At 37.8% G+C, this 14,636-nt stretch carries 10 protein-coding genes; 3 read left to right on the top strand and 7 right to left on the bottom strand.

What is annotated here, in order from left to right; genetic code table 11:
* Positions 1 to 116: 116 nt before the first annotated feature.
* Both fbaA and tamL read right to left on the bottom strand, forming a co-directional pair.
* Positions 117 to 1,184 carry a class II fructose-bisphosphate aldolase gene (gene fbaA, locus AEQSU_RS02575; protein WP_014781298.1) on the bottom strand — a complete coding sequence of 356 codons (1,068 nt, stop codon included), beginning with the start codon at positions 1,182 to 1,184 and terminating at the stop codon, positions 117 to 119.
* Positions 1,185 to 1,286: 102 nt separating this feature from the next.
* Positions 1,287 to 3,845 (bottom strand): translocation and assembly module lipoprotein TamL, encoded by a 2,559-nt coding sequence (gene tamL / locus AEQSU_RS02570; protein WP_042492252.1) that lies wholly within the window; start codon positions 3,843 to 3,845, stop codon positions 1,287 to 1,289.
* A 36-nt stretch (positions 3,846 to 3,881) separates the two neighbouring features.
* Between tamL and AEQSU_RS02565 the strand changes: the two genes are divergently transcribed.
* On the top strand, positions 3,882 to 4,610 hold the full coding sequence (locus AEQSU_RS02565) for an RNA methyltransferase (RefSeq protein ID WP_014781296.1): 729 nt from the start codon (positions 3,882 to 3,884) through the stop codon (positions 4,608 to 4,610).
* On the opposite strand, the gene porT is transcribed toward AEQSU_RS02565, so the two are convergent.
* Positions 4,597 to 5,304, bottom strand: a complete 708-nt coding sequence (gene porT / locus AEQSU_RS02560; RefSeq protein ID WP_014781295.1) for a type IX secretion/gliding motility protein PorT/SprT — start codon at positions 5,302 to 5,304, stop codon at positions 4,597 to 4,599. The two genes, AEQSU_RS02565 and porT, sit on opposite strands and share 14 nt — an antisense overlap.
* Positions 5,305 to 5,307: 3 nt before the next feature.
* A complete protein-coding gene (ubiE, locus tag AEQSU_RS02555) occupies positions 5,308 to 6,039 on the bottom strand; it encodes a bifunctional demethylmenaquinone methyltransferase/2-methoxy-6-polyprenyl-1,4-benzoquinol methylase UbiE (protein ID WP_014781294.1) in 732 nt (243 codons plus the stop codon).
* Positions 6,040 to 6,276: 237 nt separating this feature from the next.
* Here ubiE and trkA point away from each other — a divergent pair, with 237 nt between their 5' ends.
* Together trkA and AEQSU_RS02545 are read left to right on the top strand one after the other, a co-directional pair.
* On the top strand, positions 6,277 to 7,626 hold the full coding sequence (gene trkA / locus AEQSU_RS02550) for a Trk system potassium transporter TrkA (RefSeq protein ID WP_014781293.1): 1,350 nt from the start codon (positions 6,277 to 6,279) through the stop codon (positions 7,624 to 7,626).
* Positions 7,626 to 9,131 carry a TrkH family potassium uptake protein gene (locus tag AEQSU_RS02545; RefSeq protein WP_014781292.1) on the top strand — a complete coding sequence of 502 codons (1,506 nt, stop codon included), beginning with the start codon at positions 7,626 to 7,628 and terminating at the stop codon, positions 9,129 to 9,131. The genes trkA and AEQSU_RS02545 overlap by 1 nt, the downstream gene beginning before the upstream one ends.
* Before the next feature lie 24 nt (positions 9,132 to 9,155).
* Here the strand turns inward: AEQSU_RS02545 and purT are convergent, their stop codons facing one another.
* The 3 genes from purT to AEQSU_RS02530 form a co-directional block, all read right to left on the bottom strand.
* The gene (gene purT, locus AEQSU_RS02540) at positions 9,156 to 10,322 is read right to left on the bottom strand and encodes a formate-dependent phosphoribosylglycinamide formyltransferase (RefSeq protein ID WP_014781291.1); all 1,167 of its coding nucleotides are present in this window, start codon (positions 10,320 to 10,322) and stop codon (positions 9,156 to 9,158) included.
* Between the two features lie 95 nt (positions 10,323 to 10,417).
* A complete protein-coding gene (locus AEQSU_RS02535; protein WP_014781290.1) occupies positions 10,418 to 13,327 on the bottom strand; it encodes a GEVED domain-containing protein in 2,910 nt (969 codons plus the stop codon).
* A 120-nt stretch (positions 13,328 to 13,447) separates the two neighbouring features.
* On the bottom strand, positions 13,448 to 14,635 hold the full coding sequence (locus AEQSU_RS02530) for a pyridoxal phosphate-dependent aminotransferase (protein ID WP_014781289.1): 1,188 nt from the start codon (positions 14,633 to 14,635) through the stop codon (positions 13,448 to 13,450).
* Position 14,636 lies beyond the last annotated feature (1 nt).

The raw sequence follows: 14,636 nt of genomic DNA, 5'->3' as shown, positions 1-14,636 counted from the left end.
AGTTATGAGTTTTCAGTTCTCGGTTATTTATAATTATTTGAGTAAATAGAAATTTAAATATGGATTGCACTTACTTGCCAGGACTATTACTCCCCTTTAGGGGTTAGGGGTCTGATTTATAAAGTATTCACGTTATTTAAATCTTCAAAAGCTTTTGTAAGCCTATTTTTGAAAGTGATTTCGCCATCGCGAAGCCATTTTCTTGGATCGTAATATTTTTTGTTTGGAAGGTCATGACCGTCTGGGTTTCCTATTTGGGTTTTTAAATATTCCAGATTGTTAACCATATAATCGCGAACACCTTCAGTAAAAGCAAATTGCATATCGGTGTCAATATTCATCTTTATAACGCCGTAGCCAATTGCTTCGCGGATTTCTTCCAACGTAGAACCGCTTCCACCGTGAAACACAAAGTCTATTGGATTTGGACCCGTATTGAATTTTTTCTGAACATATTCTTGAGAATTTTTCAAAATGACAGGAGTCAGTTTTACATTCCCAGGCTTATAAACCCCGTGAACATTTCCGAAGGCAGCAGCAATGGTAAATTGATCGCTTATTTTCGAAAGCTCTTCGTAAGCATAAGCAACTTCATCTGGCTGCGTATATAATTTTGAAGAATCTACATCTGTATTATCAACGCCGTCTTCTTCGCCGCCTGTGATTCCCAATTCAATTTCAAGGGTCATCCCAATCTTGCTCATGCGCTCTAAATAGCGTTTGCAGATTTCAATATTTTCTTCAATAGGTTCTTCGGAAAGATCTATCATATGTGAGCTATAGAGCGGTTTTCCAGTTTCTTTGTAGAATTTTTCGCCTACATCTAGTAACCCGTCAATCCAAGGAAGTAATTTTTTAGCGCAGTGATCTGTGTGAAGAATTACGGTAGCTCCATAAACTTTTGCAAGTTCGTGAATGTGTTTTGCACCAGCTACACCTCCAGCAATTGCGGCTTTTTCATTTTCGTTGGAAAGTCCTTTTCCAGCATTAAAGTGCGCACCGCCGTTTGAAAATTGAATAATCACAGGAGCCTTTAGTGCTGCAGCGGTTTCCATAACAGCATTCACACTGTCTGATCCCACAACGTTTACGGCAGGCATCGCAAAACCTTTTTCTTTTGCGTATTGATGTATTTTTTGAATTTCTTTGCCGGTGGCTACACCTGGTTTAATTCCGTGACCCATAGCTGTGTTAAAGAGTTAATTGTTTATAGTTAATTGGTGCTTCTTGATAAAATTCCAAATATTGAATTCATTCAGCAAACAAAAATAACAAATTTATATGGTTTAAAAAGGATAGTTGATACCGATGTTGTAAACAGCTTTTGAGAAGCTGTAGTCTTTAAACCAGCGTTCGCCAACAGGTCTTCCGGGGTTGTGGGTTTTAAACCCAACATCAAAGCGAAACACGAAAAAACCAAAATCATAGCGAAGTCCAAACCCTGAAGCCACAGCAATTTCTTTTAAATCTGCAATTTCTTCAAATCGAAATGCGGGGTTTTTGATATCGTCCAGAACATTCCAAATGTTTCCAGCGTCCACAAATAGTGCGCCCTTTACCTCGCCGAGAATAGTAAATCTGTACTCTGCATTGAAAGCGAGCTTAAAGTTGGCATCATTAAAATCGAGCAAACTACCACTGCTTCCTGGCCCTAAATCATAAGCTCTCCAACCTCTATTGTCATTAGTTCCTCCTGCAAAATAACTTCTTGTAAACGGAATGCTGTTACTATTGCCATACGGAATTGCAATACCAGCAAAAGCACGTACAGCAAACACGTTATTGCTATTTATTTCCCAATGTTTTATGTATTCGCCTTCCACCTTTGCGTATTGCGAAAAAACAACGCCTAAGGCTTCATAATTTCCATCACTGTTTGAGTTAAGTCCAGCAAGGTTTGAAATTCCAGCAAGTAAATTTCCTGCAGATTCCAGTTTTATCCGTAAACGTGAAAAATTATTATCGTTTATATTTTCTCTTGTATCCCTTGTTAATGTTACGTTTGTTGCAAAAATAAGATTGTTCTCACTAAGACGTCTTTGGCGTTCTCGAATACTCTTCACCTCTTGAAGGGTTTGGGGATCAGCGCTTATTGTTTCATTTAAAACATTATCTATAAATTCATTTGTCTCTTCTGGAACTTCCAATGCTGGGTCTGGCGAAGGATTGTTGAAGTCATAATTAAGATCACCAGCTATTTCGTTCAGCCTGTTATAAGAACTTTTGTAAACATTGAAATAATTCTCCGTATTCAGGTTTCTAACAAACTGAAGGTTAAATAAATCTACCTGATAGGTAAGTATTTTTGAAGGTTTCCATCTATAATTATAGATCGCGTTGGAAGTTTGCCTATCCAGCCCAATATTATTTTGGACACTGTAACCAAAACTAACAGAGGTGGAGGGCGACATATATTTCGGAATAACTTTTTCAGTATTTATAGGAAAAAGAATTCGTGGAAAGGTGAGTTTTACGTCGGTTCCAAATTCTGAAATGTTGAAAAAACCACTGTCACTTTCCGCAGCATCTTTAGAAGAACCGAGACTTCCACGTCCTGAAATTTCAAGGATTTCCGCGCCTCGAAAAATATTTCTGAAAAGCATATTTCCACTGAAACTAATCCCAAACTGTTGAATGGTTGAAGTATAAGCATCAAAATCTACTCCCAAGTTAAAGCGATCTCGTGGACTCAACAAAATAGTGGAATTTAAAAGTCTTCCTGTGCTGTCTGCTTCAACCTCTGTATAACTAATGTTGGGATATTTAAAAATCCGCAGGTCGCTTATTTGGGTATAGGTCAACGTTCGGTCTATATCTTTATAGATTTTTCCTGGCGTTATTGAAATAGCACTGGCAATAGCTTTTGGCCTAAACCGCATTTTACCATAGCTGAAAAGCTTATAGCCATTATAACTCAAGGAATCTTGAAATTTTTTGTCGCGGTTTTCATAACTAAAATCCGTAACAATTCTAACTTCATTAATGGTGTGTACTTTAAAAGGAGTGGTGTATGTGCTGTCGCCCTGAGTAATTTTTCTATTTGGAATAATATAGGTTATATCAGCTTTATGGTCTGTATTTACAGTATCCGCCTCAAAACCTACATAATCTTGTTCAAAATGATAAAGCCCAGAATTTCTTAATAATATAGTAAGACGGTCACGTTCATTTACAAAATCATTAGCCGCATATTGCTTTCCGGGAACAATGAATTTATTCCTTTTTGTAATTTGAAAAAGTGAATCAACAACTGGCGAACTTATCTTTTCAGCAATAGAATCGCCAATAATATAGGGTTTGTGCTTTTTTACGTAATAATTGATGGATGCTCTTTTATTCTTTTTTTCGCTAGGCACTATTTTATAATCCACTTCATCATTAAAATAACCATAGCTTGCGTACCATCGTTTTAGCCGTTCTAGTGATTTTTCAATTTTCCTATCGGTGATTATTACTGGCGCATCACCAGATTTTTGCAGCCACTTGTTGAAACCCACATAGCTGCTATCTATTTGATCCACTTGTTTTTTTGAAAGAAAACTAATTAATCGATCCTCTCGTTTTGGGTTTTTGTAAAGCCATTTATAATAGGTAGAATCTGGCTGCGGATCTGCAAGATTATAGATGTGCAAAGCAAATGGAATGCCTATAAGTGGGATGGATGGGTTGGGTTTTTGAGCCAACTGACTGTAAACACCTTCGTCTTTAATCTTTACGCTATCAACAAGAATTGTGTTTTCCGTGAGCAAAAATTTTCCTTCGGGCACACGTTTTACTGCATTACAGGAAAAAAATAAACTGACTAATACTATAAATAGTGATATTTTTGTGAGGTCGCGCTTCAAGTGTGTGTGTTTATTCAAATTCAAAAATACTATATTTTGGTCAGCAAAAGTCAAACAAAATTAATAACGAGTCTTCAACAGAAAAAGTACCGCGACCAAACTGGTTTTTTTGTGGCTGAAGGACCAAAGGTGATAGCCGAATTGCTCCGCGAAAACATGAAACTTCGCTGGTTTTTCTCAACAGACGTGGCTCAAGTTTCTACTGAAAACCATTTTCACATAACCGAAGCTGAACTCAAAAAAATTAGTTTTCTAAAAACTGCAAACACTTCTTTGGCGGTTTTTGAAATTCCAAAACCCAGAGCAACGAAGGATTCAGGATTGATAGTTGCCTTAGACGCTGTTCGCGATCCTGGAAATTTAGGAACCATTATTCGGCTTTGCGATTGGTTTGGAGTGCAGCAATTACTTTGTTCCGAAGACACGGCAGACTGTTTTAACCCCAAAGTAGTTCAAGCAACGATGGGTTCTTTGGCGCGAGTGCAGGTTCATTATTTATCGTTTTCTGAATATTTGGAAAAAACGAAATTACCTATCTACGGAGGATTTATGGATGGAAAAAACATCTATTCTGAAAAACTTCCCGAGAACGGAATAATAGTGATGGGCAATGAAGCGAATGGTATTTCCGAAGAAATAATTCAGAAGATAACCCACAAAATAACAATTCCTCGTTTTGGAAAAATTCAAAAAACCGAAAGCCTTAATGTTGCAACAGCAACGGCTATTCTTTTAAGTGAATTTAGAAGAACTATTGAAAAGTAAAGTTTACAAAAATGCCTCGACTGGACATTTTTTCAATGTTTCCAGTATATGGACTGTTGGGATCGTCATCTGGAACTAATTCATTATTCAGCGCAAAAATGCCACGAATGGAAGGCGTAAATTTGAAATAATACAGATAAAAATCTATCCCAAAACCAAGTTCGTAATAATTAGTATTTTTTGTCATCCGAAATCTTCCCTGCTCATTGTCTTCAGGGTTTTTCTCGTTGCTAGAAAGATTGAGCGATGTGGAGAGACCACCCACGATAAATGGTTTAATATTGTTCAACCTTTTAGTTGAAACTTTTAATAAAAGAGGCACATGAACGTAAGTAGATTTCACTTCACGCAAAAAATCTTTTTTCTCTTCAAAACCAGGAAAAATAAGGTTTCGTTGCATAAAATATAAACCTGGTTCCAAACGTAAATTTAGATATTCATTTATACGCACATCGCCCACCAAACCAACATTGAAGCCCGAAGAACGATCTACTTGAATATCCGTATTCTTACCTAAGTCATCTTTGTAGTCAAATTTAAAATCGTAATTGTTGAAGCCCAAAAAGTAACCCCAAGAAAGGCGTTTCTTGTCAAAATTTTCTAAGTTGGCAATACGCTCATTATTGAAAAACCATTGTGCACTCGCACTGTTTGCAAATAATAAAACGGCCAGTATAAAAAATAGTTTCTTCATAAATTATTTAGTAGCATTATATATGGTTGCTACGCCAAAGGTTTGCGGTATATTTTTCACTTCATTAAACCCAATTTTGCGTAAAATATTGTTGAGGTTTTCACCATGAGGAAATGCTGATGCACTTTCGCTTAAATATTTGTAAGCAACTTTGTCCTTCGAAAACACTTTGCCTACAAGCGGTAAAACGTTTTTTGAGTAAAAATGATAACCTTGTTTAAAAGGAAATTTTGAAGGAACAGAAGTTTCCAAAATCACGAAAATGCCTCCTTTTTTCAATACCCGAAGAATTTCTGAAAGACCTTTTTCAAGGTTTTCAAAATTGCGGATACCGAAGGAAACCGTGATAGCATCAAAGCTATTGTCTTCAAAAGGCAAGGCTTCAGAATCTGCTTGAATAAATTCAATTTTTTCTGAAATGGGCTTTCCCGAAACTTTTTTGCGAGCTACCGAAAGCATACCTTCAGAAAGATCCAAACCAATAATTTTTTCTGCGGAAGAATTTTCAGCAAACTGAATAGCAAGATCGCCGGTTCCCGTGGCAATGTCAAGTATGGTTTTTGGATTTTTTTCAGCAACCATTTTAATGACTTTTTTCCGCCATTTAATATCTGAACCTAATGAAATTACTCGGTTTAGGCCGTCATATTCCTCAGAAATAGTGTCGAACATCTGCTCAACCTGCTTCTTTTTTCCTTCTGAAGAATTTTTATAAGGTGTTATTTTCTTTTCCATAAAATTGCGCTTGCAAAACTAGTGTTTTTTACTGAAACCGTAAAGATTCATCGACTTGCTTCTCTATAATTATAATCGGACGTCTCGACTATTATAACGTCCCCATAATCAAAATCATAAACACGCACGACCCTGCATCTTAACAATCAAAATCATAAAGACCCACGTCCGTGCCTCTCTACTTTTTATTTCTATATATTTGTCCCTGTTTATTTTTCAAACAAAAATAATTATTCAATGAAAATCATCATTGCCGGCGCTGGTGAAGTAGGGTTTCACCTTGCTAAATTGCTTTCTTTTGAATCGCAAAACATTACACTTATAGATACCGATCGCGAATGTTTGGCACACGCCGATACGCATTTAGATATTCGCGTCGTGCGCGGAGATTGTACATCAATCGCAGTTTTGAAGGATTCACGCGTAGCCGAAACAGACCTTCTTATTGCGGTTACTTCTAGTGAAACCACGAATATAACCGTTTGCGTTCTCGCAAAACAGTTGGGCGCCAAACGAACAATTGCACGTATTTCCAATACAGAGTTTATTGATAAGAAAGATGAAGTAGGTTTTACCAAATTTGGTATTGATGAATTGATTTCTCCTGAATCTTTAGCTTCCAATGAAATTGAATTGTTACTTGGACAGAGTGCTTTCAACGAAAATTATGAATTTGAAAACGGAGCGCTCACAATGATTGGCCTCAATCTTTCCCGTACTTCTGCTTTTGTTGGCAAAACGGTGAAGGAGATGGCGAAAATTTATCCCGAATTGCAGTTTGTACCTATCGCGATTCAACGCTATGGAACTCAGTACACCATTATCCCTCGCGGAAATACGCAATTTAAAGAAGGTGATCAGGTTTATTTTACAACGGTTGAAAAGGGGGACGATCAAATTTTTCGACTCTCCGGAAAAAGCAAACAGGAAATTAAAAACGTGATGATTCTTGGCGGAAGTAAAATTGGTTACAAAACCGCAATGGATTTATGTAAAAACCATTTCAACGTTAAACTTATAGAAAGCAGTAAAGACAAAGCTTTCGAAATTGCGGATGATATTCCTGGCTGTCTTGTAATTAATGGTGATGGTAGAAATGTAGATTTGCTAACTGAAGAATCTATTGAAGATATGGATGCTTTCATCGCCGTAACCGGTAATAGCGAGACTAATATTATGTCTTGTTTGATGGCAAAATCCAAGGGAGTAAAAAAAACAATTGCCTTGGTGGAAAATATGGATTATTTTCAACTTTCGCATTCCATCGGAATTGATACGCTTATAAATAAAAAACTTTTAGCTGCCAATAACATTTTTCGCTACGTTCGTAGAGGCGAAGTGGTTGCTATGACGAAGCTCAACAACATGAATGCCGAACTCTTGGAATTTATGGTTTCGTCAAAATCCAAAGTTTGCAACAAAAGGATAAAAGACCTGGATTTTCCTGCTTCGGCTATAATTGGTGGCGTTGTTAGAAACGGTGAAGGGATTATTGCCTTGGGCGATTTCGAAATAAAAAATGGCGATAGAGTTGTAATTTGCTGTTTGCCGCAATCCATCGGAAAAGTTGAAAAACTCTTTATATAATGAGTTCACTGACCAAACTTAACTACAAAATCATTTCGCATTTAATGGGCCTTTTGCTAATGGTGAATGGTGGTTTTATGCTTTTGTCATCCGTTGTAAGTTGGTACTACAAAGATGGTGTTTTGGCGCAAATGCTTATGGCTGGGGCAGTGGCAGTGGGAGTTGGTGGTATTGTTATGGTTTCGACTAAAAACCACCGAAAAGAAATTCAAAAAAGAGAAGGATACATAATTGTTGCCTTTGGGTGGATTTTTATGGCGCTCATTGGTACGCTACCTTATATTTTCACCGGAGCTATTCCCAGTTTTACCAATGCTTTTTTTGAAACAATGAGTGGCTATACAACTACGGGAGCCTCCATTTTAACCGATATTGAAAGCATTCCAAAAGGTGTTTTATTCTGGCGAAGCATTACACATTGGATCGGTGGTATGGGTATCATCGTTTTGGCAATTGCAATTTTGCCTTTACTGGGCATTGGCGGTATGCAACTCTTTGCAGCCGAAGCACCTGGTCCTGGTGGAGACAAACTACATCCACGAATTACGGACACCGCGAAAAGACTTTGGTTAATTTATGTAGGTTACACTTTAGCTGAAACCATTTTGTTGAAAATTGCGGGAATGAGTTTCTTTGATGCTATCAACCACTCTCTTGCAACACTTAGTACAGGCGGATTTTCAACTAAAAATGCTAGCGTTGCTTATTGGAACGATAATCCGATGGTGCAATATATTATCATCGTGTTTATGTTTTTGGCGGGAAGTAATTTTGTTTTGAGCTATTTCGCTTTTAAGCGGAAGTTTCAAAAAATATTACATGACGAAGAATTTAAAATGTATTCAATATTGATCGTTGGACTAACAATTGTTGGAGCTTTATTGATATATTTTCAAGCAGATGTTTCGCTGTCAAGCATTGCGCATCCTATGGTTTGGGGTCCTTTTGAAAGTGCAGTACGTCACTCGCTTTTCCAAGTACTTACTATTATTACAACCACAGGTTTCGTGAGTGCAGATTATACTTTGTGGACACCTTTCTTAACTATTTTCTTCTTCGGAATGATGTTTTTAGGTGGTTGTGCAGGATCAACCGCAGGTGGAATCAAAATAATGCGCCATTTAATTATGATTAAAAACGGTGTGCTAGAATTCAAAAGAACGCTACATCCGCACGCTATTTTACCTGTTCGTTACAATCAAAAAGCAGTGCCGCAGCCAATTGTTTTTAATATTCTTGGTTTCTTTATTCTTTATATGCTTTCTTTTATAATTGGTACTTTGGTTTTTTCGTGGCTTGGTTTGGATTTTAAAACAGCTCTCGGAGGTGCTGCCTCAACCTTAGGAAACGTTGGTCCTGCGCTTGGCGATCTTGGTCCTGTGGATAATTATGCATATTTACCGGATGCCGCAAAATGGTGGTCCAGCTTCTTGATGCTTATTGGTAGGTTGGAATTATTTACCGTGCTTATTTTGTTGACGCCTTTTTTCTGGAGGAATAGGTAATTTGAGTTATGATTTTTTTAAGTGTTAACCTGAAATTACTTTTACTTCGCTCGCCAAATTTTTTGCTCTTTCAATTACTTCTAAAATATTTCCGTCAAGATTATCATAGGTTAAAACTACGCCCATTCTTCTATAAGGACGGGAAGCAGGTTTTCCGAAAATTCTGAAATCTGTTTTTGAGGAAGCTGCTACTATTTCCAAACCTTCATACGTTGGGTTTTCGGAATTTTCAGAAGCTAAGATTACCGCGCTACAACCTATACGTTCCTGCGTTATTTCTGGAATTGGAAGTCCAAGTATGGCGCGAAGATGCAATTCAAATTCATTGAAATTTTGAGTTTTCGCGAGCGTTACCATTCCTGTGTCGTGTGGGCGTGGAGAGAGTTCTGAGAAATAAACGCCGTCATCTGCCATAAAAAATTCAACACCCCAAATTCCGAAGCCGGTTAGGGCAGTTGTTACTTTTTCGGCCATTTGCTGGGCTTTTTTTAAAATAGCACTTTCCATTGGTGCGGGTTGCCAACTTTCCATATAATCTCCACGTTCTTGGCGGTGACCGATTGGTGGGCAGAAAAGTGTTTTTCCGTTGCGTTGGGTTACGGTAAGCAGCGTGATTTCATAGTTGAAATTTACAAAGGCTTCTACAATCACTTCGGCTACATCGCCGCGAGAGCCTGCTTGTGAATAGTTCCAAGCTTTTTCAATATCTGCTGCGGTTTTTATGGAGCTTTGGCCTTTTCCGCTGGAAGACATTAAAGGTTTTACTACGCAAGGCATTCCTACTTCTTCAACTGCTTTTTTCAAACTTTCTGCTGAGGTGGCATAACGATATTCGGGAGTTTTTAAGCCTAATTCTTTTGAAGCCAAATCACGAATTGCTTTTCGGTTCATTGTGAAATTTGCTGCTCTGGCTGAAGGAATTACTGTATAACCTTGTTTTTCGTATTCATAAAAACGTTCGGTGCGAATGGCTTCAATTTCGGGAACTATATAGTCTGGTTTGTATTTTTCAATCATAGCATCCATTGCATTTCCGTCTAGCATATTTATTACTTCAGAAAAATCTGCTAATTGCGCTGCGGGTGCATTTGGGTAGCTATCAACAGCTATTACGGTTTGCCCGATTCGTTTTGCGGCGATTGTGAATTCTTTGCCTAACTCTCCGCTTCCAAATAATAAAATTTTTGCCATTTTATGTTTTTTGTAAAAATACTCTTATTGATTTCATGAAAAAACCCAAAGCACAATAAGTACTTTGGGTTTTCAATAATGAAAGAATTTATCGATTATTTAACGATAATTCGTTTAACTCTTCCGTCTTGTTTATTACCAACGCGAACTAGGTAAACTCCTTGAGCCACATAGCTCATGTCTAATTTATAATTGTATCCGTTGCCATTGTTTTCCAATTTCTTGAATAACATTCTTTGTCCAAGAGTATTGTAAACCGAAAGGTTCATAGCATCTGAATAATTTACAGTTTTTAAGCTTACATCGAAATTGTTATTTTCAAGCGTTAAAATGGTGAGACCGTTTTCGTCAAAAATATTTTCGCCAATACCAACAGTTCCTATCATTGCTGAATAATCTTCAGTTTCACCAAAACTTGTTTCTTCACAAGCGTCATCTGGTACTGGGCCATTCCAGTTAGATTTTGCACGCATTAGGTGTTGACCTATTGCAGCTCCTGCTGGGATAACTAAATCTGTGGTTAGCGTATATGTTCCGCTTCCTTGTCCATTTGCAACTTCAATGTTGTTAACCACGGTTTCGTCATTTGTGAATACAAAATCGTCATTAAAATCAATCCATACACGAATAAACTGATCTCCATAACCTGTTTTTATGGTAAGGTCGTTCGTGGAATCTGGCTCCATTCCTGCAACAAGATTTGAGAAATCTGCATAACCCTCACAACCTGATGGGTTGTTTATATCTGTTACTTGAACAAGCGTAAACCCATCACCAAAAGAACAATCGCCAACTGGTTGACAGTTTTGTTTAATAATGATTTTAGTAGTTGAATCATTTGAAGGATCGCTATCACCAGGTAAAGAAGTATAAGCTCTTAAGTTATAGCTTCCCAAAGCAGAAAAATCTCCTGTTTGTGTAAATGTGTAAGCCATTGAAGCGTTTCCAGCCAAAGGACCAGCAACTTCTTCAGTAATGATTGTTCCGTCTAAGTCATAAGACACATCAAAATTTGACTGAGATTCACCACCGAAGTTGTTAATCGTAACTTTAATAGCTTCAGCACCTGTTAGATCAGTACCTGAATTTGGAGCTGTAATTGCGCTCACACCAATATCATTTGGTTGCAAATAAGTAACTGATTTTGTACGGGCATCATTTGTATTGTCTTCATCACCGGATAAATTGGTTTTTGCTGTAATGGAATATGTTTGTCCAACTGTTCCCATATTTGCTGTTGCAGTAAACGTGTATTGAGCAGTTGCGGCAGAAGCAATTGTTCCTGTAAAAGTTTCTGAAACCACTGCGCCACCATCTACTTGAAAAGTAACTGGAAAGTTTGAAGCACTATTTTGACCGTAGTTAAAAATAGTTACTGTAACTGTCTCAGCATTTGAAAGTGTTCCAGTAGAAGGAGAATCAATACTCACCACTCCAATATCATTGTTGAAGTTTGGCGCAATTTGAAATACACCAACTACATCTTTTCTACCACTGTTCATATATTCGTTGATGAACCAGAATTCTTTGCCGTTTGAAGGGTCTAAATCAATTTTGCTATAATCTCCATAACGATTGCCTGGAATGTTTTGATTACCAGCGGCAATCAACTCTTCCGCGATAGTCATGGTATTTAAAGGATCGCTGGCATAACGTCCAGTATAGTAAGAACTAACCCTTTTGGTTGTAGGATCTGGAGTAGAAGGGCCGGCCATTGAGGTGTAACCCATCCCAATGTTTCCTTGTACGTCCATCATCATACTTGCGTGCCAAGCGTGTTTTCCGTCTGGTGCAGTGTAAGTACCTTCTTGATATATTGACCATGGTTGTCCGTCGCCAGCTTGGCGTAATTCAAACCAACGAACTCCTGCAAGTTCACCACCTGTTGCATCCGTATCAACAACAAAATTGAAAACTGCAGAGTTGTGGCCGCTAAATTTTCTAAATTGAGCTTGGTTCATAATTGTAGCTTGTAGCGCATCAATAGATCCCCCGCCAGGCTGAGCTAGGTTTGAGAATGATCCTCCATCAAATACTCCAATGAATGGAGTGGTAGTTAACTCAAGTGGAGCAGAAATTGTTGAACTTCCTGGGCTTGCCCAGTCAACATCTATTGTCCAAATTTTTAAATGATCCTCAGTAACTCCAGACCATGCATCGTCTTGCATATATACTATTGGCATTCCTCCAGGAGCTGGTAGGTCATCGTTGGTCACATTTAAAGCTTGAGGGCTATAAAAACCGCTTGTAGCGATTCCTGGAAGTGGAAAACCAATAATTTGTGCGCCTGGATCTCCAGCAAGCATTTTGGTACGTTCCATTGCGTAAACTCTGTTAGTGGCAGAGGTATTGTCTGTCATATAATAACCATCACTCCATACAGAAAGCTTTTGATAATCATTAATTTGGGGGATATTGTAAACATACCAACCGTCGTTTACTGGGTCTGGACCATCGGAAACGGCAACTTGTGCGCCACTTCCTAAAAATGTCATTACAAACCTATCTGCTGCGTTATCATAAGAAATAGTAAGATCACAACATCCTCCGTTTGGAAAAATAGTTGGATTTGGACTAACTTGACCTGTTAACGGGTTTCCACTTTTGTCAAAAATTCTGAAACCAGTATTGAATACTACAACGGCGTGGTTTGGACCAACACCAATGGATGGATCTGTGGGTTGTGAACTTGAAGATGCAGCATCAAAAACCAAGGTTGGCGCTTTTCCGCTAAGAAGCTGCTCCATTTTATCCGGATTTCTTGAGAAGTAATCATCTTCAATCTGAGGATCTTTTCCAGGGATAATTAAATTTTTTGAAGCTCTTCGGTCTTGCATAACAGCTTCCTTAACCCTTGCAGGAGCTAAATTAGTTTGAGAAGCTATTGATGGTACGTGAACTACGGAGCCCACGGTGCCAACATATGTTGCTTTAGTTTTTTCTTGCGCTTGCACTTGAAAAAGTATAGCAAAGAAAAATAGAAATAGTGTAAACTTTGTTTTCATAGGAGGTTTGTTTTGATTAAAATTTTATAAGGGTCTAAAATACAGATAATTTCTAAAATGAAAACGAGATTAATTAATTATAATCAATCTCGTTCAAAATAAGTTAATGTATATTAAGTTTTAGGCCAATGCTTCTTTAATACGACGCATTGCTTCTTTGATTTCTGCTTCTGAAGCTGCATAAGATAAACGAATACAGTTAGGGTCGCCAAAGGCTTCACCTGTAACAGTAGCCACTTTTGCTTCTTCTAAAAGATACAATGAAAAATCTGAAGCGGTATTTATGTTTTTTCCACGAAGTGTTTTTCCGAAGAAATAGGAAATATCTGGAAAAACATAGAAAGCACCTTCTGGTTTGTTGGTTTTAAAGCCTTCAATTTCTGAAAGTAGGTTAAGAATTAAGCCCCTTCTTTCTTTAAAAGCATCTACCATAAATTGTATCTTGCTTGGAGGGTTTTCCAAAGCCGTAATTGTAGCTCTTTGAGCAATGGCGTTTGCGCCACTCGTTACCTGTCCTTGCATTTTAGTACAGGCTTTGGCAATCCATTCTGGACCGCCAATGTAGCCAATGCGCCATCCGGTCATTGAAAAGGCTTTTGAAACTCCGTTTACAACCACAGTACGGTCATACATATCTTCAAATTCTGCCATGGAAGTGTGATTGCCACTAAAGTTGATATGTTCGTAAATTTCATCACTAATTACGATGATTTCTGGATATTTCACCAAAACATCTGCCAACTTCCTGAGTTCTTTTTTACTATAAACTGAACCACTTGGATTGCAAGGTGAACTGTAAATAATCATTTTAGTTTTTGGCGTAATTGCAGCTTCCAAAGATTGGGCTGTTATCTTAAAATCGGTTTCAATAGAAGTTGAAATTTCTTTAGGAATTCCGCCTGCAACTTTACATTGGTCTGCATAACTAACCCAATATGGCGCTGGTAACAACACTTCATCGCCTTCATTTAAAAGTACCATCGTTAGGTTAGCCAAAGATTGCTTTGCACCTGTTGATACAACTATTTGAGAAGGTTTATATTCAAGATTGTTGTCTCTTTTGAATTTGGTGATGATGGCTTTCTTCAAATCACCATAGCCATCTACTGGTGTGTAGGAGTGATAATTGTCTTCAATTGCTTGAATGGCAGCTTGTTTCACAAATTCTGGAATAGGAAAATCAGGTTCTCCAAGACTCAAGCCAATAATGTCTATTCCTTGTTCTTTTAATTCTCTTGTTTTGGCAGCCATTGCCAAGGTTGCCGAGATAGCCATCTCGTTTACTCGTTTTGAAAGTCTGTTGTCCATA

Source organism: Aequorivita sublithincola DSM 14238 (assembly GCF_000265385.1).
GTDB classification, from domain to species: domain Bacteria; phylum Bacteroidota; class Bacteroidia; order Flavobacteriales; family Flavobacteriaceae; genus Aequorivita; species Aequorivita sublithincola.
Note: the sequence above shows the minus strand (reverse complement) of the source record. Positions and strands in the feature narration are given on the sequence as shown.